Annotated in this window: 22 protein-coding genes, 1 rRNA gene and 1 riboswitch; of the genes, 15 read left to right on the forward strand and 8 right to left on the reverse strand. The window is 40.8% G+C overall.

Translation table 11 applies throughout. From position 1 onward, the window contains the following. The first annotated feature begins 12 nt into the window (after positions 1–12). A 5S ribosomal RNA gene (gene rrf, locus SPD53_RS14660) occupies positions 13–128 on the forward strand. Between the two features lie 203 nt (positions 129–331). On the opposite strand, the gene SPD53_RS14665 is transcribed toward rrf, so the two are convergent. Then, complete coding sequence (locus SPD53_RS14665; RefSeq protein WP_235764061.1) at positions 332–472, reverse strand: hypothetical protein; 141 nt, start codon at positions 470–472, stop codon at positions 332–334. Positions 473–598: 126 nt separating this feature from the next. Next, positions 599–1,846, reverse strand: coding sequence for an NAD(P)/FAD-dependent oxidoreductase (locus SPD53_RS14670; protein ID WP_336253012.1), 1,248 nt, complete (start codon positions 1,844–1,846; stop codon positions 599–601). A 157-nt stretch (positions 1,847–2,003) separates the two neighbouring features. On the opposite strand from SPD53_RS14670, the gene SPD53_RS14675 reads away from it, so the two are divergent. The 6 genes from SPD53_RS14675 to trmB all read left to right on the forward strand — a co-directional run bounded on the left by SPD53_RS14675 (position 2,004) and on the right by trmB (position 7,764). Further along, positions 2,004–3,629, forward strand: coding sequence for a putative polysaccharide biosynthesis protein (locus SPD53_RS14675; protein ID WP_336253013.1), 1,626 nt, complete (start codon positions 2,004–2,006; stop codon positions 3,627–3,629). A gap of 12 nt (positions 3,630–3,641) precedes the next feature. Further along, positions 3,642–4,361 carry a pseudouridine synthase gene (locus SPD53_RS14680; RefSeq protein ID WP_336253014.1) on the forward strand — a complete coding sequence of 240 codons (720 nt, stop codon included), beginning with the start codon at positions 3,642–3,644 and terminating at the stop codon, positions 4,359–4,361. Positions 4,362–4,375: 14 nt separating this feature from the next. Beyond that, complete coding sequence (gene thpR / locus SPD53_RS14685; protein WP_336253015.1) at positions 4,376–4,927, forward strand: RNA 2',3'-cyclic phosphodiesterase; 552 nt, start codon at positions 4,376–4,378, stop codon at positions 4,925–4,927. Between the two features lie 23 nt (positions 4,928–4,950). After that, positions 4,951–5,898, forward strand: a complete 948-nt coding sequence (locus SPD53_RS14690) for an NERD domain-containing protein (protein WP_336253016.1) — start codon at positions 4,951–4,953, stop codon at positions 5,896–5,898. 305 nt (positions 5,899–6,203) lie between these two features. Further along, entirely contained in the window at positions 6,204–7,019 is an 816-nt protein-coding gene (locus tag SPD53_RS14695; protein WP_336253017.1) for a phosphotransferase family protein, read from the forward strand. Between the two features lie 103 nt (positions 7,020–7,122). Then, on the forward strand, positions 7,123–7,764 hold the full coding sequence (gene trmB / locus SPD53_RS14700) for a tRNA (guanosine(46)-N7)-methyltransferase TrmB (RefSeq protein ID WP_336253018.1): 642 nt from the start codon (positions 7,123–7,125) through the stop codon (positions 7,762–7,764). Between the two features lie 79 nt (positions 7,765–7,843). On the opposite strand, the gene SPD53_RS14705 is transcribed toward trmB, so the two are convergent. Further along, entirely contained in the window at positions 7,844–8,269 is a 426-nt protein-coding gene (locus SPD53_RS14705) for a DUF2512 family protein (RefSeq protein WP_229782803.1), read from the reverse strand. Positions 8,270–8,614: 345 nt separating this feature from the next. Between SPD53_RS14705 and uraA the strand changes: the two genes are divergently transcribed. From uraA to SPD53_RS14730, 5 genes are all read left to right on the forward strand, one after another. After that, positions 8,615–9,874, forward strand: a complete 1,260-nt coding sequence (gene uraA / locus SPD53_RS14710) for a uracil permease (protein ID WP_336253019.1) — start codon at positions 8,615–8,617, stop codon at positions 9,872–9,874. A gap of 295 nt (positions 9,875–10,169) precedes the next feature. Then, on the forward strand, positions 10,170–11,369 hold the full coding sequence (locus SPD53_RS14715; RefSeq protein WP_336253020.1) for an ornithine--oxo-acid transaminase: 1,200 nt from the start codon (positions 10,170–10,172) through the stop codon (positions 11,367–11,369). A gap of 352 nt (positions 11,370–11,721) precedes the next feature. Next, positions 11,722–12,624, forward strand: a complete 903-nt coding sequence (gene rocF / locus SPD53_RS14720; protein ID WP_336253021.1) for an arginase — start codon at positions 11,722–11,724, stop codon at positions 12,622–12,624. Positions 12,625–12,891: 267 nt separating this feature from the next. After that, positions 12,892–13,073, forward strand: a riboswitch (Lysine riboswitch). A 94-nt stretch (positions 13,074–13,167) separates the two neighbouring features. After that, positions 13,168–14,058: a 4-hydroxy-tetrahydrodipicolinate synthase gene (gene dapA, locus SPD53_RS14725; RefSeq protein ID WP_336253022.1), complete on the forward strand. Its 891-nt coding sequence runs from the start codon at positions 13,168–13,170 to the stop codon at positions 14,056–14,058. 370 nt (positions 14,059–14,428) lie between these two features. Next, positions 14,429–15,682, forward strand: a complete 1,254-nt coding sequence (locus tag SPD53_RS14730) for a PcsB-like coiled-coil domain-containing protein (RefSeq protein ID WP_336253023.1) — start codon at positions 14,429–14,431, stop codon at positions 15,680–15,682. A gap of 64 nt (positions 15,683–15,746) precedes the next feature. Here the strand turns inward: SPD53_RS14730 and SPD53_RS14735 are convergent, their stop codons facing one another. The 4 genes from SPD53_RS14735 to SPD53_RS14750 are packed head-to-tail and all read right to left on the reverse strand — an operon-like array spanning position 15,747 to position 19,259. Further along, the gene (locus tag SPD53_RS14735; RefSeq protein ID WP_336253024.1) at positions 15,747–16,754 is read right to left on the reverse strand and encodes an SPFH domain-containing protein; all 1,008 of its coding nucleotides are present in this window, start codon (positions 16,752–16,754) and stop codon (positions 15,747–15,749) included. 36 nt (positions 16,755–16,790) lie between these two features. Beyond that, the gene (locus tag SPD53_RS14740) at positions 16,791–17,585 is read right to left on the reverse strand and encodes a TPM domain-containing protein (RefSeq protein ID WP_336253025.1); all 795 of its coding nucleotides are present in this window, start codon (positions 17,583–17,585) and stop codon (positions 16,791–16,793) included. After that, positions 17,585–18,616 carry a TFIIB-type zinc ribbon-containing protein gene (locus tag SPD53_RS14745; protein ID WP_156857802.1) on the reverse strand — a complete coding sequence of 344 codons (1,032 nt, stop codon included), beginning with the start codon at positions 18,614–18,616 and terminating at the stop codon, positions 17,585–17,587. The genes SPD53_RS14740 and SPD53_RS14745 overlap by 1 nt, the downstream gene beginning before the upstream one ends. Positions 18,617–18,629: 13 nt before the next feature. Continuing rightward, a complete protein-coding gene (locus SPD53_RS14750; protein WP_156857801.1) occupies positions 18,630–19,259 on the reverse strand; it encodes a PspA/IM30 family protein in 630 nt (209 codons plus the stop codon). A gap of 722 nt (positions 19,260–19,981) precedes the next feature. Here SPD53_RS14750 and SPD53_RS14755 point away from each other — a divergent pair. The 3 genes from SPD53_RS14755 to SPD53_RS14765 all read left to right on the forward strand — a co-directional run bounded on the left by SPD53_RS14755 (position 19,982) and on the right by SPD53_RS14765 (position 21,936). Next, complete coding sequence (locus SPD53_RS14755) at positions 19,982–20,152, forward strand: hypothetical protein (RefSeq protein WP_198042706.1); 171 nt, start codon at positions 19,982–19,984, stop codon at positions 20,150–20,152. Positions 20,153–20,351: 199 nt separating this feature from the next. Further along, entirely contained in the window at positions 20,352–21,254 is a 903-nt protein-coding gene (locus SPD53_RS14760) for a hydroxymethylglutaryl-CoA lyase (RefSeq protein WP_188859227.1), read from the forward strand. 148 nt (positions 21,255–21,402) lie between these two features. Beyond that, a complete protein-coding gene (locus tag SPD53_RS14765) occupies positions 21,403–21,936 on the forward strand; it encodes a helix-turn-helix domain-containing protein (RefSeq protein WP_336253033.1) in 534 nt (177 codons plus the stop codon). Positions 21,937–21,984: 48 nt separating this feature from the next. On the opposite strand, the gene SPD53_RS14770 is transcribed toward SPD53_RS14765, so the two are convergent. Then, positions 21,985–23,556 carry a flotillin family protein gene (locus tag SPD53_RS14770; RefSeq protein ID WP_156857798.1) on the reverse strand — a complete coding sequence of 524 codons (1,572 nt, stop codon included), beginning with the start codon at positions 23,554–23,556 and terminating at the stop codon, positions 21,985–21,987. Positions 23,557–23,597: the final 41 nt, after the last annotated feature.

The following is a 23,597-nucleotide window of genomic DNA, read 5'->3' on the forward strand; positions in this document are numbered from 1 at the left end:
ATATATTTCATGTCTGGTAGCGATAGCGGAGAGGTCACACCTGTTCCCATACCGAACACAGTAGTTAAGCTTTCCAGCGCCGATGGTAGTTGAGACTTTGTCTCTGCGAGAGTAGGACGTTGCCAGGCGATAAAAAATGGATTACTTTTGTAATCCATTTTTTTATTATCGCCGAGCGGTCTTTGTGAAGCTTAGTCGTCCTTATACCCTTGGTGAAAGTCAACATTAACTTATATAGTGCAAATGAAAAACGTGGCTCTTATAAGAACCACGTTTTTTTGTTGCCCAATAAGCTTTCCAAATGGGACGATTCAAATGGGAACTATTTCGTTCATGAGGAAGACGATTTACCCGGCATAATTTGTTGCATCATTTGCCCGATGCCCTGATTATTCCCGCGGCTCATCGAATAGAACGTAGCAGCACCAACACCGATTGACGCGATTAGCGGTAGCCAGATTCCATTTTTCATTTTTTATCCATCCCTTTCTGTCTAAGCTATTAGACAGTTATAGTGTTAGCTACTTGGTTGCAATCATACGAGGCAGCTATTGGAAATTAGCAGTCAACAACATCTAAGGTCTCCCGAAGGACCAGGTTAGCTCCATGCGGCATTCATACCGGCAAGGCGCCCGGTGACAAGGGCAGAGGTGATGTTATAGCCTCCGGTGTAGCCGTGGATGTCGAGTATTTCTCCGCAGAAGAATAATCTGTCCATCAATTTTGATTGCATTGTGTTTGGCACAATCTCTTTAATGGAAACCCCACCACCTGTAACGAAAGCTTTTTCCATCGGAAGAGATCCATCGACTTTAAAGGAAAATTGTTTAATCACTTGAGCAAGTGCACGGACATTCTCTTTAGAAAGATGGTTACCTTGTAAGTTCTCATCAAGGCTTAAGGTATCAAGCAAGAATTGGAGGTATCGCTCAGGAATAAGACCTTTTAAGCTGTTCTTAATGGCACGTTTTGGATTATTATGGATGAGTTCGTTTATCTCCTGTCTGATCTTTTCTTGGTTTTTGTCGGGGAGAGCATCGATTTGTAAAGTTACAGCTTGTTCTCTCATCAATTCCTTCACGACAAATTGGGAGCAGCGTAAAATGGCAGGTCCCGAGACCCCGAAATGGGTGAAGAGCATGTCCATGCGATGGGTTATAATTGATTTTCCTTTTTTGTTTAATACAGAAACGGCTACATCCCTTAGCGCAAGTCCTTGCAGGATTCGTTCTTTTATAAAAGATTCCTTAGATGTCAAAGGAACTTCTGTAGGAAAAAGTGTTGTAATCGTATGGCCAGCTTTCTTTGCCCAAGGGTATCCTTCACCATTGCTTCCTGTATGAGGCACTGCTTTCCCTCCGACAGCAATGACAATAGCTTTCGTTTCATATCCATCTCCATTTTCGCCATATACTTTATGAACTGTTTCTCCATAGTCGACCGCTTTAACCGGAGAATTTAATTTGACTTCCACTTGAAGCTTGTTCAGTTGGTCAATGAGGGTATTAACAACCGAAGCTGCTGAATTCGAGGCGGGAAACATACGCCCATGGTCTTCTTCTTTTAAGGCAACTCCAAGGTTCTCAAAGAATTCAATAATATCGTAATTATTAAAAACAGAGAACGCACTGTAAAGAAATTTACCGTTCCCTGGAATATGTTTAATTACTTCATCTTCGGGTAGCCGATTTGTTACATTACAACGACCGCCACCAGAAATGGCAAGCTTTTTACCGAGTTTTTTACCTTTTTCAAGTAAAAGGGTGTGTGCACCGTGCTCGGCTGCAGAGATTGCGGCCATTAATCCCGACGGTCCACCACCAATGACAATAACGTCATAAGTCATTTTATTCACTCCTCTCGTTAGATATCTTACCCTTTCCAGGTGAATCTGAGCAACTTTCTAGGTAAATACATGATAATAAAACAGTTTCAATATCAGTTGAGGCAACTTTGTGGTAAAATAACATAGGTATCTATTTAAGAGAAATACAGGTGAAAACATGTCGAATCTTGTTAGAGGATCATTGCTACTTACAGTAGCAACCTTTCTTTCTAAATTTTTAGGATTGATTTATTTAATACCATTTAACATGTTAGTTGGAGCAGAAGGGGCAACACTATATAATATCGCTTATGTTCCATATAATATTATGTTGAGTATCTCGACTATTGGTATTCCACTGGCAATGTCGAAAACTATATCAAAATACAACGCCCTGGGTGACTATGCGACAGGTAGGCGTACCTTTAAACATGGCACCGTTCTTATGTTTATTACAGGATTTATAGCCTTTCTTATTCTTTATTTTGGGGCTGATATCCTTGCTCATTGGATTATTACGGGTGATGGTTCACAAGGGGCAACAGTCGAGGATGTCGTACTCGTCATCCGTGCAGTAAGCTTTGCCTTAATCATTATTCCTGCTATGAGTATTATGCGCGGTTTTTTCCAGGGACATGAATCCATGGGACCGTCAGCAATTTCAACCGTAACCGAGCAAATTGTGAGGATTGCGTTTGTTCTTGTGTCTGTATTTATTGTTATAGTTATTTTAAAAGGCACGATTGCAACTGCTGTCGGCTTTGCGACATTTGGAGCATTCGTGGGAGCGGTTGGGTCTTGGGTTGTTCTGTTATGGTATTGGAAAAAAAGAAAACCACATCTTGACCGGCTCCTTGAAGAACAGGCTGTGAATAGTGAGTTAACTACAAAAGATATATTTAAGGAAATGCTCAGTTATGCAGGGCCTTTTATTATTGTTGGACTTGCTACTTCACTTTATCAACTCGTTGATTTATTTACCTTTGAACGAGCACTTGTAGCAGCTGGGAATGAGGAAATGTTATGGACGCTAGGGGCAATCAATACATTAGCCCACAAAATCGTCATTATCCCAGGTACAATAGCAACGGGACTTTCTTTAGCGATTCTTCCGGCATTAACCCGGACATTTGCACAGAGAAATATGAAAGAATTGCATAAACAAATTAACCAATCTTTACAAATCGTCCTTGTATTGGTTATCCCTGCTGTAATTGGAATTGCTTGTCTCGCTGATGTGTTTTATGCGTCCTTGTATGGGTTGGATGAGATTGCAACGACAGGAATGCTGCTTGCATGGTATGCACCGGTTGGTCTTTTCTTTGCGTTGTTTACCGTAACAGCGTCGATCTTGCAAGGAATCAATCAGCAAAACTTTACTGTGTTGAGCTTAATGGCAGGATTACTCGTTAAGGTATTACTAAATATTCAGCTGATCCAGTGGTTCGGTGCAAAAGGGATTATATTCGGTACTGGTCTTGCTGTTATTATTGCCGTATGTATTAATTTATTCCGGATTAAGCGGTCGGTTGATTTTCCGTTCCGTCAAGTCACGAAACGGACGATACTTATTTTAATTTTTGGGGCGATTATGGCGCTCGCTATCTTTGTTGTAAAAGCAATTCTTGGTATGTTCATTTCGTATGAAACATCACGTACCGGATCCATTATCGTATTGCTTGCAGGAGTATCTGTTGGCGGGGGAGTTTATTTATGGCTCGCCTATACATCAACATTACTTCATCACGTATTCGGTGATGAAATACCGTTTGTCGATAAGTTATTACGTAAGCTCCGTAAATAATGGAGGGATAGAATGCGGTTAGATAAAATGCTTTCCAATATGGGAGTTGGCACAAGAAAAGAAGTAAAAGCCATGTTGAAGAAAAACCTTGTTACTGTTAATGATGCGTTTATAAAAAATGGGAGCAAGCATATTGATCCTGAAATAGATGTTGTAAAAGTGGACGGCCAGAAAATCGTTTATGAGAAATATATCTATTTGATGCTCCATAAACCGGATGGTATTTTATCAGCCACTAGAGATTATCATTCAAGAACCGTCGTTGATTTAATTGATCCTTATTTCCAACACTTTCAGCCATTTCCAGTAGGGAGGCTCGATAAGGATACAGAAGGGTTATTACTTCTTACAAACGATGGTGATCTTGCACATCGTCTTCTTTCACCAAAGAAAAACGTGGAAAAAACATATTTCGCAACCATTGAGGGAAGAGTAACAGATGAAGATATTCGTAAGTTTAAGGATGGAGTAGATATTGGGGAAACGGAACTCACTAAACCTGCCGAGCTTGTGATTTTACGAAGTGGTTCCATCTCCGAAATTGAACTGACCATTATGGAAGGGAAATTCCATCAAGTAAAGCGGATGTTTGAGGCTGTTGGTAAAAAGGTCACGTATCTGAAACGGCTGCGGATGGGCAAACTAACTCTTGACCCCTCCCTTCCAAAGGGTGAGTACCGCCGCTTGAATGAAGAGGAACTGGCTTATTGTGAGCAAGTGAAGGATGCATAACATGAGGTGAGATAGTGAGCCATTATTTTCTTGGAATTGAGATCCCGGATGATTTAAAGAATTTTTATAATGATTGGCAACAGGAGTTAAAGCCGATTTTCCCGTATAAAAGCTGGACAGATACGCGCGATTTGCATATTACACTTTCCTTTTTAGGAGAGGTGCATCGAGACCATCTCGAAAAGCTTGTGAAGCAACTGGAAATGTTACAGTTTTCCGGTAGCTTTACGCTTTCATTGGAAGGATTAGGTACATTCGGGAAGAGTAACCGTCCGCGTGTCCTGTTTGTCGATGTCCGTCTTAATGAGGAACTCCGGCAATTACAACAGCAGATTGTAAAAGCGACAGAAGCGTTAGGCTTTGAGCAAGAGAAACGTGCATATCGTCCCCATCTTACCCTTGGGAAAAAGTGGGGAAAAGCATTTGATTTGCCAGAAGGTAAGCTAAACGAGATAAAATTACGTTATCAGCAGATTAATCAATTTGAGGTCACTGCCTTTACTTTATATAAGATTCATCCAGGACACGTACCAAGCTATGAAAAAGCTGCTGTTTTTCCACTTTGAATGGATAGGAAGGGTGGTTTTTAATGGCACAGTTAATCAAAATTCAAGACTACATTACAAGATATGAATGGGATACATTTCGGTACCCGACGCAGTACATCCGTCTAAAACGGGAAAGCTGGGACCGGTTATATGAACGCTGGTACAGCCCTAACCGGGACATGCCCCCACAAGAAGAACTATATTCGGAGGAAACGGCGGATTCTATCTTAACCAAGTTAAAGGATAAATTATTAAGAAAACCAGTTTACTCAGAAACGGTTCAAGAAGAGCAATCAAGTGAAACGGAAGCTCTTCCTGAAACCGAGCAGGAATTAAAGCAGGATTTTCTAGATAATCTATTAAACTTTCAGATGAAATGGGCAACATCGACCGTGACTCATCAATCAATCGTTGCCAAAAAATATTATTCAGACCCCTTGTTGAAATATTTGCTCCAGCGGCTTCCAGATACGTATCTCGTCATGTATCATCCAATATTTTCAGTTAGGCAAGTGCCTGTGGAAGGTGATATTATTTTAATTACACCTGTGGAAATAGAAGTGATCCAATATGTCGAGTTGGAAGAAGATGCGGTTCTTATGGCAGGCGAAGAGCGGACATGGCATGTAGAGAGCCCAGAGGGAAACAGAAAGATATTAAATCCGCTCATTTCATTAAAACGGACGGAAAAATTAGTGAATAGCATATTGGCTACAAAAGACATTTCACTACCTGTTAAAAGGAGCGTATTGTCACGTACTAATCCAATTTATTTTGCAAGTGAACCTTACCAGACGCAAATTATTGGCAGTACAAATTATATCGATTGGTTTAATGAAAAAAGATCCTTTCAATCGCCGTTAAAAAATATTCAAATCAAAGCCGCGCAAACTTTATTAAGATATTGCCAATCCACCTCATTGAAGCGACCGGAATGGGAAAAGGACGGGAGTGGAAATGCTGCAATAGAAGAGGCGGAAGACATATAATATGGACACTTATTGTAAATCCGCAAAGTTTCGGAACGGCAGATTGCAAAAAAACACATTTTACTGTTTTTATTGGGATTTATGAGAAGAGATAAAAGGAATCGAACTCCTTGAAGCTTAACAATCGAGTCGGAAAAATCTATTCGCAAGTGGACGGCAAGACACAAGTTTATAAGGCGGGAAATCAAAAAGCGACAGAACGGAATCCGGTTAATTGTTCCGAAATAATACATATAGTTGTAATTTGATACAATTAATTTTAAAATGGTATTTCAAATGTTACAAGTGAAAGATGGGAAAACTTCATGAAGGAATGGCTTGAAAAAGCGGTAGGAAAAGGCTGGACTCTCACTCCAGCTGGCGGCCTAACAGGGGACGCCTATATTGCTACAAAAGACAATCACAAATTATTTGTTAAACGGAATAGCTCGCCATTTCTCGCGGTGTTATCGGCTGTCGGTATTGTTCCTAAGTTGATTTGGACAAAACGGATGGAAAATGGTGATGTGATAACCGCCCAAGAGTGGCTCGAAGGTAGAGATTTAACCAAGGAAGATATGAAGAGCGGGCAAATTATGGAATTATTAAAGAAAATTCATCATTCGCCTGAACTATTGCATATGCTCATGCGCCTAGGAAAGAAACCAGTTACATCTGATCAATCACTCCTAGAGATCGAGGGCCGTTTAGTGCACCTCGGTTTACTCGAGCAATATGAAGAAGTTGCTGTTGCTTTAAATTATTTGGTGAAGCTTTTACCGATTACCCGAAATCAAAAGCTTGTCGTCTGTCATTGTGATCTTAATCATAATAATTTATTAATGTCTGAGTCAGGGGAGATATTTCTAGTGGATTGGGATAATGCTATGATTGCCGACCCGGTGATCGATTTCGGTTTCCTTTTGAAATGGTATATCCCTAAAGAAGAATGGGACGAATGGCTGGAGAAATACGGAGTCACCGAGCATGAATATTTGTATGAAAGAATGCACTGGTATCTATTGTTGAATGCCCTTGATTATCTTAGCTGGCATAGTGAAAGACATGAAGCAGATAAGGTAAAGGAACGGTTGGAGTCGTTAAGTGAACTGAATCAATTTATGGAAAGCATGATGAACTGACATCATTTGCTTTATCACGTATTAACGGTCTGTAATACCCCACTGAATGAGTTTCACTTTATTTATAAATAGAGAAGACATGATAGGTAAGGATGGATAGGAAATGCGTCAACGTTATAAACCATGGGCTGATGATTTTTTATTAGAGCATCAGGATTTAATAATACAAAACCCTACTGAACAAAAGGGCAGGTGGCAGGACTTATTTGCGAGCAAACAGCCCTTGCATTTGGAAGTAGGAACAGGAAAAGGTCAATTTCTTGTCGGGATGGCAAAGCAGTATCCCGATATTAATTTTATTGGAATGGAAGTTGCAAAGAGTGTCGTCGTGACAGCGGGTGAGAAAGCATTGGAGGCAGAACTGGACAACTTACTGCTCGTCCACGCAGATGCTAATCATTTGCTTGATTACTTTGCGCAGGATGAAATTTCAACTATTTATTTGAATTTCTCTGATCCATGGCCGAAAAATCGCCATGAGAAACGTCGATTAACATATACGGCATTTTTAAAACAGTATGAACATATTTTACAGCAAGAAGGGGAACTCCTATTTAAAACCGATAATCGTGGACTATTCGAGTATTCCCTCTGCAGCTTCTCCGCATTCGGTATGTTGCTGGGAGAAGTAAATCTTGATTTGCATGCAGAAGAAGATCCATTGAATGTCATGACAGAGTATGAAGAAAAGTTTTCTGCCAAAGGACATCCGATTTATCGCTGTAAAGCTGTTTTTCAAAGATAAGTAAAAACCGCATATCCCCTTTCTTATTGTATATAGCGGGATGTGCGGTTTATATGAAATGATTTTGTGATAAATATCATTAATCTTTTTTATCTTTCTCAGGATAAATTTCCTCACTTGCCTCCGTTTGATATCGCATTGCAGGAAACGGGATAATAGTCGCTTCCCTTCTCGGTAGTATTCGCTCTTTCATATATATATGAAAGAGTGCTTCGCAAAATGTAAAGAAATAAGCAATCGCCAACGAAATGGCTACTAAAGCTGTTGTTTGGCCAACATACATTCCAGAAAATAGCCAAACGACGAGAAATGAAATGCCGAAGTCAACGATAGCTGATGCGAGCATGCCAATTGCTGGAAGGATAAGAATGTCCGCTAGATAAGCAACTCCTGTCAACAAGAGTGAAAGGATAATTAAATGACCAAGTGTAACTGATCCAAACACGGAGAGAAGTGATGACAGGATAATCGCTGTGTAAACCCATTTAATGCCCAATGCTTTCATATGTACCAATTTAATAACCCCTCGCTTCTTGATTATATAAAGTTAGTATTTAGCTGGTTATAGCTTTTTATACACGAATAATCGAGTTTTAAAAAAGTACTTGACTTTATAGGTCATTATTTGTCATAATTATTAGTAGTGAAAATAATTAGTTGCCTTTAAGTCAACCCTGTGAGGTTGGCAAGGTGATGCGGAATTTAGTTGTTCGAAGAGAGCGACTATAGTGGCGTGGAAATATCCATGCGCTAAAAATCTGCACCTTGCTGATAAAGGCAAGGTGTTTTTTTATGCAACAATTTAAAAAAACACCTTTCGCTAGAAAAATAAAATACGAGGAGAAGGAAAATGAAACAACAAGAAATTGGCGTCGATGAACGATTACCCTTTATGCAGAGTCTGCCATTAAGCCTACAGCATTTGTTTGCCATGTTTGGTTCAACCGTGCTTGTACCAATTTTGTTCGGAGTTGACCCAGCAACGATTCTATTAATGAATGGATTTGGAACGTTATTATATATCTTTATTACAAAAGGAAAGATTCCTGCTTATTTAGGTTCAAGTTTTGCATTTATCTCGCCGGTTACAGTCGTCTTGACACAAGGTGGCGGATACGGGGCGGCCCTTGGTGGATTCTTCGTTGTAGGTGCAGTGCTTGTCCTTATCGGTTTAATCGTTAAGTTTGCCGGAACGTCTTGGATTGACTTTATATTTCCACCGGCTGCAATGGGAGCGATTGTTGCAGTAATTGGCCTGGAGCTTGTGCCAACAGCTGCGGATATGGCAGGACTGATCGCTGCTCAAGACGAATCGAGAGACACGACAGCGATTACGGTTGCTTTACTTACACTTGGTGCGACAATCATCTACTGGGTAACAATGCGCGGCTTTTTAAAAATCATTCCGATTTTACTGGGAATCGTAACTGGATATATCATTGCGACTATATACGGTATTGTTGATTATACAGCGGTGAAAGAAGCAGCTTGGATTCAAATGCCGACATATTACAAAATCGAGTTTAACTGGGCAGATATTTTAATTATTTTACCAGCAGCACTCGTTTTAATCCCGGAACATATTGGTCACTTAGTTGTGACAGGGAATATCGTGAAGAGAGACCTAGTGAAAGACCCGGGCTTAGACCGATCCCTATTAGGTAACGGTATTTCAACAATGATATCGAGTTTATTCGGTTCCACCCCAAACACAACGTACGGTGAGAATATTGGAGTACTCGCAATAACAAGAGTATACTCCACTTGGATAATTGGTGGAGCGGCAATTACTGCAATTATTCTATCATTCTGTGGAAAACTTGCAGCATTAATATCATCCATCCCGACACCGGTAATGGGCGGTATTTCCTTACTGCTCTTTGGAATCATCGCGGTTAGCGGGTTAAGAATGCTCGTTGAAGCACAGATTGATTATAATAATTCTCAAAATGTCATTTTAACGTGTATCGTGCTTGGAATTGGGATCAGTGGTGCAAGTATCAATATTGGTTCGGTTGCATTGACAGGCATGGGCCTTGCAACAATCGTCGCGATTATCATAAGCATCTTTTTCAGACTGCTCGATGTATTAAAATTATCTAATGAATAAGGTTTATGGATTAACGGTCTGTAATCCCCCCACTGAATGAAGTTTCGCTTTAGGAAGTCAGAATTATTATGTTCTGACTTCTTTTTCTATATCAAAAGCTGAAGCTAGACGATCTATCAAGATGAATCGTCCGTAGAGTTATGGAATAGAGCACGACTGAAAACGCGGTGCTTGTCGCAATGTCAGTAAAAGTAGATTTTAGTCGAAAAATTCCACTGAAGTTTCGTTTTATGTTATAATCAAACAAATCAATATTTTAAATGAAGTATGAAAGTACATAAGGGGGAAAAGGGTTATGACGATAAAAACAACGGATGATATTATTTCACAAACGGAGCAGTATGGTGCAAATAACTACCATCCACTCCCAATTGTGATTTCTGAAGCGGAAGGGGTATGGGTGAAAGACCCGGAAGGTAATGAGTATTTGGATATGTTGAGTGCATATTCCGCTCTGAACCAAGGGCACCGCCACCCAAAAATTATTCAAGCATTAAAAGATCAGGCAGATCGAGTAACACTGACTTCTAGAGCATTTCATAATGATATTCTTGGTAGGTTGACGGAACGAATTGCGAAATTAACCGGCAAAGATAAAGTTTTACCGATGAATACTGGGGTGGAAGCCGTTGAGACAGCAATCAAAGCTGCACGGCGCTGGGCCTATGAAGTAAAAGGTGTGCAGGATAATCAGGCAGAAATTATTGCTGCAAGGGGTAACTTCCATGGCCGTTCGATCAATTCCATTTCTTTGTCTAATGATGAAACAGCAACAAAAAACTTTGGACCATTTGTACCAGGGATTATAAAGGTTGCTTTTGGTGAAGTGGAAGCTATTCGCAAAGCAATTACCCCAAACACAGCAGCGATTATCGTTGAACCTATCCAAGGGGAAGCAGGGATTATTATACCACCAGAAGGTTATTTACATGAAATCCGTAAGATCTGTGATGAGAATAATGTATTGTTTATAGCTGATGAAGTACAAACTGGTTTAGCCCGGACAGGGAAGATGTTTGCCTGTGAATGGGAAGGTGTAGAACCGGATATTTATGTCATGGGTAAAGCGCTTGGCGGTGGTGTTATGCCGGTCTCTGCGATTGCTGCGAACAAAGAAATCATGGATGTATTTACGCCTGGTTCCCACGGTTCCACATTTGGTGGTAATCCACTTGCTTGTGCGGTTTCTATCGCTTCGATTGATGTCATCGAGGAAGAGGATCTTGTAACGAAATCTCTTCAGCTTGGTAAATATTTCGCTGAAGAATTACGAAAAATCGATAATCCAGATTTAGTGGAAGTGCGGGCGCGAGGACTCTTTATCGGTGTCGAGTTTAACCACCCTGTCCGGGGATTCTGTGAGACACTGAAAGAAGAGGGAATTCTCTGTAAAGAGACCCACGAGAATACAATTCGTTTCGCACCGCCATTAATAATCACCAAAGAAAACCTAGACTGGGCACTAGAACGCATTCATAACGTATTAAGTAAATAGAGAAATTTTCACTAGGCTGGAACATAACGAATGTGTGACTGGTTATGTTCCAGTTATATTTGAACAAAGGCGGAAGCGCCCGTTTAGCAACGTACAAACTGGAGCACTCCGGAATGAGATAAAGGAAACACAACGAACGATAGTGAGTTGATGTTGACTTATCGATTGGAGGAGTGTGAAGTTTGATAGTTGCTGGACGCTGGAGCCGGACGTGGCTAGCCCCGGATACCTAAGTTATCGCAGCATTTTTATTTATAGTTTCTTATATTTTGAAAATATATATAAAAATATATATATATAGGTACACGAGATTCGTTATTACATATTTAAAAGGCAACTGGAGGTTTTTCACATGAGAAATATATCAATTATCGGAATGCCGATCGATCTTGGACAATTACGGCGTGGAGTCGATATGGGCCCCAGTGCAATTCGCTATGCCGGTATCATAGAAAGGCTTGAGAATAGGGGATACACCGTTAAAGATTTAGGAGATATCCAGATTGGTAGAGATAAACTAAAGACAGATCCGAAAACTGGAATCAGAAACTTGGAAGCGGTTTATAAAGCAAGTGAACAGTTAATGATCCAGATTGAAGAAGTAATTCAAAAAGATTCTTTTCCGCTTATTTTAGGCGGTGACCATAGTATGGCTATTGGTACATTAGCAGGGGTAGCTAAATCTTATAAAAATCTTGGCCTTATATGGTATGACGCCCACGGGGATCTGAATACTCCTGAGACGTCTCCATCCGGAAATATCCATGGTATGCCGCTTGCGGCATCGTTAGGCTATGGCGAAGAAAGGCTCACTGAAATTGGTGGATATTCTCCAAAAGTAAAACCAGAAAATGTTATTATCATCGGTGCGCGTGACCTAGATCCTGGTGAAAAAGATTTTATTAAAGAAAAAGGAATCAACGTGTACACGATGCATGAAATTGATCGAATCGGCATGCCTCAGATTATTGAAGATACGAATCAATACTTCGAAGAGCAGGGGGTAGACGGGGTGCATCTTTCCTTTGACCTCGATGCAATAGATCCCTTGGACGCACCGGGTGTCGGCACTCCAGTTCCAGGCGGGGTAACGTTCCGTGAGGCACATCTTGCAATGGAGATGCTTGCGGAAACTGGTAAAATTACATCAGCTGAATTTGTAGAGGTCAATCCAATTCTTGATGAGCGAAATAAAACGGGGACATTAGCAGTCGACTTAATTGGATCGTTATTTGGTGAACGAATCCTATCCTAGAGTGACTGGCTGTAAGATTCCCATTGTAACATCAGAATACTCGTAAATCCCAGGTCGGAGATTCAACAGTCAATAAGCGCTTGATTAATTTAACGAACATTTGGTGAGGAAAAAATAACTAAATGATGTTTCCTTGTGTAAAAGATGCACGGTTAGGGTGCAAATAACATAAATATAGTAGTAAAGAGCTGCTGTTACTTGTTATTTCTTACAGTCTTTGTTATAGTAGTGAAAACAATTAAATATCTCTTATTTTATAAACGATAAAGTAAGGATAGAGGTTGCAGTGACCATTAGTACATATGTGGAGGGTGAATGAGACCCAGTGAACCATATGGAAAGGGGGAATTGCCGAAGCAGAAGGAAGCTCATTAATTCCGGATGCTGGGTCTGTATCGAATAGGTATAGATCTGTCATATAGGCAACTATATGGGGAGCTATCAAGCGAAAGAACAATCCATCGTTCGAAAAGCAATAGCGGCCCAAACCGTTATTGCTTTTTTGCTTTTATTGATGGTAAAAAAGAAAGGGATGTGAAATAAATGTATTTTGGTAGATTACTAACAGCAATGGTGACACCTTTTGATGAACACGGAGAAGTAGATTATGGTAGAACGTCGAAGCTAATTGAACATTTACTCGATACAGGAACTGATGGTTTAGTTGTGGCCGGGACAACCGGTGAATCACCGACATTAACGACGAGAGAAAAGGTTAAACTATTTAAATATGTAGTGAAAGAAGTAAATGGCAGAGTACCGGTACTTGCCGGAACAGGCACGAATAATACAAGAGCCTCCATTGAACTGACAAGAGAAGTTGAATCGATTGGCGTCGATGGAATTATGCTTGTCGTACCTTATTATAATAAACCTTCTCAAGAGGGATTATATCAACATTTCAGCCAAATTGCAGCGTCCACATCTTTACCAGTCATGCTTTACAATATTCCAGGAAGATCTTCTGTCAACATGACTCCTGAAACGATTATCCGCTTGTCCCAAGTTGATAACATCGTCTCTGTAAAAGAAGCGAGCGGAGATCTTGATGCAGTATCTCAGATCATTGAAGAAACTGGAGATGACTTCAGTGTATATAGCGGGGATGACGGCATGACGTTACCAATTCTATCTGTTGGTGGAACGGGCGTTGTATCGGTCGCAGCTCATGTGATTGGGAAAGATATGCGAGCGATGGTCCAAAACTTCCTTGATGGTAACGTTACAGAAGCTGCTGGAATCCACCGTCGCATCGTGCCGGTTGTAAAAGCCTTATTCCAGGCTCCAAGCCCATCACCGGTAAAAGAAGCATTAAATGAAATCAACGTACCCGTTGGAAGTGTTCGCTTACCACTCATCCCATTACCAGATGAAGAAAAAGCAAATCTCACGCAAACCCTAGCAAACTTCCAAGCAAATACTGTAGAAAATTAATAGAAATATGTTAAAGCTAAGGAGAATTTATTTTTCCTTAGCTTTTTAACTCGGTTAAAGAATTATTAAGTGAAGATGCTGAGGATAACTATAATTGTTAGCACTAGCCTCGGAGTCACAGTTTGTACATTGCTGCGACTGCTGGTTTTGCTAGTGTAAACACTCTTCGGTGGTACGAGTAATCGCAGTCCCAGGCGCCCGCGAAATGAATCGCGTTATTAACATCTGCAAGGGTACTTCCCCCTTTGTTTCAATGTAAACTTCTCCTGAAATCTAATTGTAATCTAAGCATAATCTTTTTGTTACGATTGGATGTTATACTGCAACCATAGATTGCGAATTAGAAATCTATGGAAATGGGGGAAAAAGGTTGAGGAAAAAGCTAACAATCGTCACCTTGATAGCTTCTCTATTATTTATCCAAGGCACCTTTCATTTACAAGTCCATGCTAGTGGCAAGGGTGATTTAGAGGAGATCCAACAAGAAAGAAAAGAAATCCAGAACAACTTATCAGCTGGGGAACAGAAAATCAATGAACTTTATGACGATATGAAAGCATTGAACGAGGAAGTCAATCGGTTAGAAGACCTTCTTCAAGAGAAAGAGGCAAAAGTGGAGGAAATTACATATGAGATTGAAACTACGAAAGAAGAGATTCACACCCTCCAAGCAGAAATCGATCGATTAAATGCAAGTATTGAAGAACGCTTTGACTTGTTGAAAACAAGAGCATCATCCTACCAGAAATCAGGCGGGCTAATTAATTATATTGAAGTGATCTTTGACTCTCAGAGCTTTGGAGACTTCATTAGCCGCGTAACTGCTGTCAATCAAGTAATGGATTCAGATGCGATGTTGATGGAACAGCTTGAAGATGATATGGAACTTGTCGAAGCGCATCAGCACTCAACACTTGAGAAGCTGAATGATTTAGACCAAATGCATGAAGCGCAAGAAGCGGAACGTGCACAGATTGAACAGGAAAAGCAGCAACAAGAGACGGTTAAAGCGTCTTTAAATGATAAGCGTGAGGAACTAGTTGCTTATGTCGAGCAATTAGAAGGGGAAGATACACGTTTAAAAACAATGGAAGATACAGTGAAAAAAGAAATTGCTGCAGCAGAAGCAGCAGAACGTGAGCGCCAAGAAGAGATTAAACGAGCAGCTGCTGAGAAAGCGAAACAGGAAGAACAAGCCCAAGCTGCAGTGGTTAAAACGAAAACAGTAGAGAAGAAAGAGGAACAGAAAGAAAGCAAACCGGTTCAGGTGAAAAAGGAAGAACCGGCTGTAAATAAACCGGAATCGAAACCTACACCAAAGCCAAGCGAACCTGATAATAAGTCATTCACAGTTACATCTACCGCTTATACAGCAGACTGTAACGGCTGTTCTGGTGTAACAAGTACAGGAATCGATTTAAAGGCGAATCCAAATGCGAAGGTAATCGCAGTTGACCCTAGTGTTATTCCACTTGGAAGTATCGTTCATGTGGAAGGATACGGACATGCGATTGCAGGAGATACAGGAAGCGCAATTCGTGGAAATAAAATAGATGTGTTCGTCCCAACGCAAAAGCAAGCAACAAACTGGGGCGTACGCACGGTGAAAGTAACGATTCAGTAAGAATAAAGGCTCCAATATAAATACAAAGAAAAGGTCGGCATTCGATATGCCGACCTTTTCTCGATTACAATTTTAGACCACAGTTCGAGCAAAAGTTTGCTCCATCTGTTTTCTGCCCGCAATTTGGACAGAAGTTGGGCTTGCTTGAATTGCCAGTTGACTGGTTATTCGTCGCTGGCTGATTTTGTTGCTGCTGTTGTTGATTTTGGTCCGGTTGATTCATTTGTTTCATGTTTTTCATCATTTCACTTGCAACGTTCATGCCCATCATCATCCCGGCCATGTCAGATGCGGTTCCGCCACTTTTTACTTTACCTGAGGCTATACCGTCCGTCATTTCAAGTTGTTGATATTTTGCAACGTCACCAACCATACCCTGGGAAGCAGCTTTCGTAATCATATCCTGAATTTCTTTCGGATAGTTAAAGCTGTTTACATTAAATCCAGTGATGGAAAGCCCTAAATCATAGATTTCCATATCAAGGTCTTCCTGGATGCCACGCGAGATTTCAAATGAATTTGCTTGCAGATTAAACATATCCTTCCCTTCGCGCGCAATCCATTTCATTAAGAGTTGATCCAGCACGGTAGTAATCCGGATTTTTACATCTTCCACGAGATATTTCTTTTTCACACCTGCTACATTTTCGATTAATCTCACATAATCATTTACTTTAAAATTAAATGTCCCGTTCGCCCGAATTGGAATTCCACCCGGTAAAGCGGGGGAGGGTGAAGGGATGTTGATTGCGTTTTTCGTTCCCCATTTCACCGTGAATTGCTTCGTGTTAACAAATAGGACTTCGACACGCAGGCCGGAGTTAAAGCCAAATTTAAATCCTTTTAAAGTTGATAAGAAGGGAATGATTTCCGATTCAATATTATACTCCCCATCCTCTTCAAAAATCCCTTCAATCTTTCCATTACTAAAGAAAATTGCATCTTGACCAGGTTGAATCATCAGGCGACTGCCTTTTTTAATCTCCCGGTTCGGCCACTTCCAAAAAATCATATCATCTCTAAATTCTTGCCATTCCACAACGTCTGCTAGTTGATTTCTAAAAAAAGACATGGAATCCGTCCTTTCTCGTTACGTATAATTATTTGTTTAAAATTTCCTGCCACCGCCACTATGCGAGCGGCCAGCACGGGTGATACCGCCTCCGCCACCACCAAATCCACCGCCGCTATTGCTATTATTTGACGGTTTTCTTTTTCTTGTGACTGTTTTACGGAGATAGCGGTCATGCTTCCTGACGATTCGCGAGTTATTCCGATTTAAATATGTTCCACTTGTTACTGTGCTTTTTCCCCCCGAGGAATATGCCATGATAAATACGATTAATCCACCTAGAGTAATAGCAACCCCAAGTTGAAGATACGTATTTAAGAAAATAGATTCCGGATTTACACCGGGGCGAATATTCAAATATTCAGCGGATTTCTCAAAGAATAGCTCAAAAGCTTCAAAGTAATCGTCATTCGCCAAGTCAGGGATAATGTGATCGAGAATTAATTGTATTCTTGCATCGTCTACATATTCCTCTCCCTTTCCGAACCCTGCGATATAAGCTTCCCTATCCGCGCTTGATTCTATATAAATAGTTAAGATGACCATATTATCTTCTGCGCGGTTCAGTTTTTCTTCTAGTTCATCGGAAATGTCCTGTGTATACCTCTTTAGTGATTTACCCTCGATGTCATTTGTTGTAACGACAATGAAGTCAGTCGACCATTCACTAAAATAGGAGGCAGCTTTCTTTTCCAGCTGTTGTATTTGATTTGCATCTAACAGGCCAGCTTCATCGTAAATTCGCTCGACATCTGCAAAGGCGGGAGTTGTGAATAAGAAAAAGAATGCGATAAAAATGATTGCACTTTTTGATAAACGGTTCATGAACATTAGAAATTGATACCTCCTGTAACAATAAAGGAGATAATTTTCATTAAGATAAAGGATCCACCGGCAATGCTTGCAAACCATCCGGCAATCTTCGCTTTACTGAGTGGAGGCTTTCCGACAACTTTTCCGGTTTGCCCGTTCATTGCAAAAATATGTTCCGCCTGCTCGTAATCATAGTATACCATCCAGACTGGAAGTAGCGTATATAGGCTTTTTGTTTTTGCCGTACGGATATTTTTATCTTTATAATTCACGGAATGGTATCCACTGATTGTTGAACGAATATAATCATCAAGTGGTTTACGCATTTTATCCTTTACCCGTGGCAATAAATCTTCTGCATCATAATTGTACTTCTCTGCAATATAACCTGCAAGATAAGGGGTTTTGAAGTCTTTTAGATCACTATATTGATAGGGTTCAAGCTTATCCATCAGAGCATCATCCATTTTTTCCGAAGCATCGACTGGCACCCGGCTAAAGTCTATGCGTAAATCTCGGTATACATCATAATACTTTGTTTCCGTATAAATATAATCCCCTCTTGTGTAGTTTCTTACCCTCGTTCCAATTGCATGGACTTTCGCTTCATTTTTTAAATCATAGAGCCAGAAGGGGACATATATGCCGGTAATTTCTTTAATCCGGTCAGCCATCTTGAAATCTTTAGGGGTAAGCAGTCCTCTTCTACACCATTTTCGAAATGCTTGTTCTGCTTGCTGTTTTGAAATGGTGAACGGAAGCACAAGCGAAGGGGCAAGGATTCCAGACACACGATCAGCCAACACGACAGCTGCCCCACAGAAACTGCAATTGGTCGCGGTAGTATCACCATCTGTAACAATGACAGCCCCGCAGTTCTCACATTGATATTCTTTTGCTTCCTCTTCTTCAAATACCGTTTCAATAAAGTCCTCGGAAAAGTTCTCTATATTATCCTGTCTACCGCAATTGTCACAGGACAATGTACCAGAATCGGCATCGAACGTCATATCACTCCCACAGTTTGGACATTTATATTGTATAACCATTTGTAATCCCCCGCTATTCGTTAGATGTCTCGCTTCTGTTCGTCGTTAATTTTGCAATTTCTTCATCTATGGACTCAATAGGTGCTGGTTTGTTTCTTAGCTGTTCAAGTGCTTCAGCTTCATCCAGCTTAAAATTTAGTTCTTCCTCGTAACTCATAAAACCGGAAGTAATGGAGGGGTTCCCACTATTTATTTTTTGTTTCTGGTTAAGTAGTGCTGATTTTTCTTTAATCATTCGGCTTCTTGCTTCCAATTGCCTGACATCCAGCGTTAATTTTTCTTCTAGTAATCTCATTTGCCTTGCTTCTATTAGAAGTCGATTATACTTGGCAACTAGCTCTAACTTTTTACTTTCTAGATGTTCTTGGTCATCTAAAAATCCTGCAGCCTGTGTTTCGATCCTATCAGCTGCGCGTTCCCGGTAGCGCTCTAGCTTTCTAATTTCCATTTCACATTCATCCACTGCCCGCTTAGCTCGTCTTACATCCGCTTCTAATGCATTCACTTCAGATTGTATAGTACGAAGATCGAGGTTCACATCGCGTAATGTTTTTTCAATAACTTTTTCAGGATCTCTGGAACGATCGATTCTACTGTTTATATTTGCTTTCATAAGGGTAGTAAATCTAGAAAGGATTCCCATTCCGCTTCCTCCTCCATATAAGGGTTAATTTTAGTTTAACTCAATATCTCACCTTTCGCATCTGAAAAAATAATCACTTTTATTCAGCGTGAGCGCAACCTTCTCCTGGAGGTCCGCAGTCCAGACACCTCTCGCTTTCCGCGGGCGGCTGGTGAGCCTCCTCGCAGGCAAGCCTGCTGTGGGGTCTCACCAAGCCTATCCTCCCGCAGGAGTCTCGAGGTGTCTGGACTGCTCCCAGGAAAGGCCAAACTAGGAACACTATTTCGTACTCCAGAAGTATAATTTTATCAAGATGGAATAACTTCCATTCATCATAATCATCTTTACCAGTTCAGTTGCCCGGCGGACGGTGACTCCTACGGGAAAAGCACGAGTCCAGACCTGAGCAGGAAGCGAACTTCTTCCGAGGAGGCTGAGGCCGTGCCCGTAGAAAGCATCCGTCCGCCGGGCAACTGAACGGTAATTAGAACGCCAATAAAATGAATGCTCAAAATACTTACGCTGAATGAAAGTGATTCGCTGTTTTGGGCTGCGAAAGTTGGGGTAATATATATTACGGTATAAAGGGAAGTTTGGTTTCATTTTTCTTTTTATTGATAGTAAATTGTGAATAGGACTAATTGTTAAAACTTTGTTATGTTTTTGTAATGTTTTCTTAAGATTTGTAAAGGCTTTATCGGGGTACACATTAAGTAGAAAGCTAAAGAAAGGAATGAAACATGATGAAGAAGCAACTCAAAATTTTCGCCTCGATTTTCCTTTTATCAGGATTCCTTGTAGCTTGCGCAGATGCTGAAGATCCAGCAGAAGAACCAATGACACCGGATGTACCTGGTGAAGAAGCGCCTGATGGCGGCGTAGATCCTAGTGCAGACACAGATGAAGGACTCTAAACGAAAAATAAACACAACGATAACAAAACGGGCTCTAAATAGAGTTCGTTTTGTTTTTTTAGAATAATATATTTGCAATGGCTGAATATTTATTATATACTTTACTCAACAATGTTGAATAAGAGTAAACTAATATTGAGTTTAATTTTTTACAGCGTATTGTAAACGGTTCCAATGATTTGATGAACGGAGGGATAGCGTGGAAAATTTACCGAAAGAAGTAATTATGAAAGAGGTTGGTCCCCGAGATGGTTTACAAAATGAAAAGGAATGGATTCCGACCGAACATAAAATTGCTTGGATTAATATGCTTTCGAATACAGGGGTAAAGGAGATAGAATACTCCTCGTTCGTAAATCCAAAAATGATCCCCGCCCTTAAGGATGCAAGAGAAGTGGGCGAGCGTATTATCCGTAACCCAGATGTTACCTATTCAGCACTTGTTCCGAACATGAAGGGATTAGAGTTTGCATTGGAAGCAGGTATTGACCGGGCATCTGTCTTCATGTCGGCAAGTGAAATGCATAATCAGAAGAATATTAATAAATCGATTGGGGATACGTACCCGATTCTAGAAGAAGTGATTAAGGAAGCAAAGGATGCCGGGAAACTTGTGACAGGATATATTTCAACTGTATTCGATTGTCCATACCAAGGAAAGATTACGCCAGAACAAGTGCTTGAAGTATGTGACCGGCTCGTTGAAGCAGGTGTCGATGATTTATCGTTAGGCGATACGATCGGGACAGCGGTTCCTACCGATGTTGAAAAGCTGCTCGAAGTATTACTGAAACATTTCCCGAAAGAGAAGCTTATTCTCCATTTCCATGATACAAGAGGGATGGCAATCGCCAATATTATGACTTCACTCCATTATGGAATAAATCGATTTGATAGTACTGTAGGAGGGCTCGGAGGCTGTCCTTATGCAAAGGGTGCTACCGGAAATGTGGATACGAATGATGTATTGTACTTGCTGCACGGGATCGGAATTGAAACAGGGATTAGTGAAAAGAAAATGCAGCAAGCAGGTCTCTATATTCAAAACATCCTTGGCAAGCAACTGCCAAGCCGCTCCCTAGCTTATATATCCAATGCCTAATAATGAGCCATGGTACCGAAACGGTTATCATGGCTTATTTTACTCTACTTATCTTGACTTGCAGGTCTTGCTATTCTATCATAATAACGTAATAGAATATTTGGGAAAGGAATGAACACCCATAGATCTGCAAAGTATTGGTAAAAAAATTAAGCAAATCCGATTACGAAAAAAGCTAACACAACAGCAAATTGCTGATCAATGCCAAATATCAAAAAGTATGCTCTCCAAAATTGAAAACGGCCAAACTGCTGCAGCTGTCGCGACACTCTCGAAAATCAGTGAAACATTGGAAGTTCCACTTTCCTGGATTTTAGATGAAGAGAAAGAAGAAGAACTCGTATTACAAAGAAATAATGACCGCCCATCTAAAGTAGGGGACGAGTCCATGGGGTATTCTTATGAACTGCTTGCAAACCGGGCTCATTATAGCGGGATCGAACCAACAATTGTCCATGTTACACCAAAGGAATTCAACAAGCGGACGGAAGGGTATACCCACTCACAGGATGAGTTCATTTTCATTTTGGAGGGCTCCATCATTCTTTTTTATAATGGAGAAAAGCATTTGATGAAACAGGGAGATAGTGCGTATTTCCAAGGGCACAAGCCGCATTTATTCATGCCGGTGAATCAACATGAAGAGGCGAAGGTACTTACATTATTTATTGATAGAGAATAGCCACTACCTGGTTTACAGTTGTTTGTGAACCAGATAGTGGCTATTTATTTACTCAGAATCAGTTATTTTAGATGTATCAGCCTCTGCCTCTATTTGTTCCTTTTTCGCTTTTGTTTCTGGAACAGGGTTGATCGTGCTTACGGCTTGTGTTTGTTTACCTGCGATACCTTCCAGTAATTCTTTTACATCAATACCGGAAGTCTCTTTTAATGTTTCCTGCAGACTTGCCATTAGATTAGTTGCATAACCTGACACTTTATTGGCGCCACCATCACCTTTGCCGCCACCAGTATCAACAACCGTAATCTTATCGATGTTGCCAAGTGGTCCTGCAACTTCTTTCGCATAGTCAGGAAGCATCTTGATAACCATATCGAGTATCGCTGCTTGACCGTACTGTTCGAAAGCTTCGGCAATTTTCTCTTTGGCTTCCGCTTCTGCGATACCTTTGAGACGGATGATTTCTGCTTCCGATTCCCCTTGCGCTCTTAATGAATCAGCTTTAGCTAGACCATCAATCCGTACTTGTTCAGCTTCCGCTTTTGCTTGCGCTTCAATACGGTATTTATTCGCATCTGCTGCAGCCATTTGTTTCGCTTTCTCTGCGACAGCCGCTTGCTCAACTGCATAACGGTCCGCGTCCGCTTTTTTCTTAACTTCTGAATCATATTGTTTTTCTCGACGTTGAATCTCTTTTTCTTCGAGTTCAATTTGTTTTTGACGTTCGATAATTTGAATCTGCATTTCCTGTTCGGTAACTTGTTGTTTCGATCTTGCAGTTTCAAAGTCGTACGCTTGGTCAGCCCGCGCTTTTGCAATATCCTGTTCGCGGCGGTATTCGGCTGTTTTCAACTGATTTTCTTTTTCTGCTTCAGCGATTTCAGTTGCACGTTCCAGTTCGGATTTTTGTGCATCCTTCGCAGCTTCGGCCCGCTTAATCCGTGTTTCTTTCTCCGCGTCAGCTGTTGCAATATCTGCATCCCGTTTTACTTGGGCAATTCGCGGTTTCCCGAGGGATTCGAGATAACCATTCTTATCTCTTACTTCTTTAATAGTGAAGGATACAATAACTAGCCCCATTTTCGCAAGGTCTTGAGAAGCAACCCGTTGCACTTCCTGGGAGAACTTATCCCGGTTTTTATAAATTTCCTCAACGGTCATGGAACCGAGGATGGAGCGGAGATGCCCCTCTAATACTTCTTTTGCTTCAAATTCCCGGTCTTGCCGGCTCTTTCCTAAAAATTGTTCAGCGGCAGTTGCAATCTCATTGATCGATCCACCGATTTTAATAATAGCAGTTCCATCCGCCATTACGGGAACACCTTGTTCCGTATAGACTTCGGGAGTAGAGACTTCCAGTTTACTAGACAAGAGACTTAATGGGCTTGCCTGCTGGAAGACCGGCAGAACAAAAGTACCGCCGCCACGGATGATTTTAATCTTATTCCCTGCTTCATCCGTATGTACATTTTTACCTCCTAGATAGCTACCTGTTACAATTAATGCTTCGTCTGGTCCAGCTGTACGATATCTCGTCGTGAAAATCGCGATAAAGGCAATGACAAGAAAGACGACAATCGCAACAACTACCCAGACAGCCATGCTGACTGATTCAAACATGCAGTTTCCTCCTTAATATATATTTATTAACATACTCTCTT

Origin of the sequence: Oceanobacillus sp. MO10714A (assembly GCF_037072045.1) — a bacterium.
In the GTDB taxonomy this organism is placed as follows: domain Bacteria; phylum Bacillota; class Bacilli; order Bacillales; family Amphibacillaceae; genus Oceanobacillus; species Oceanobacillus indicireducens.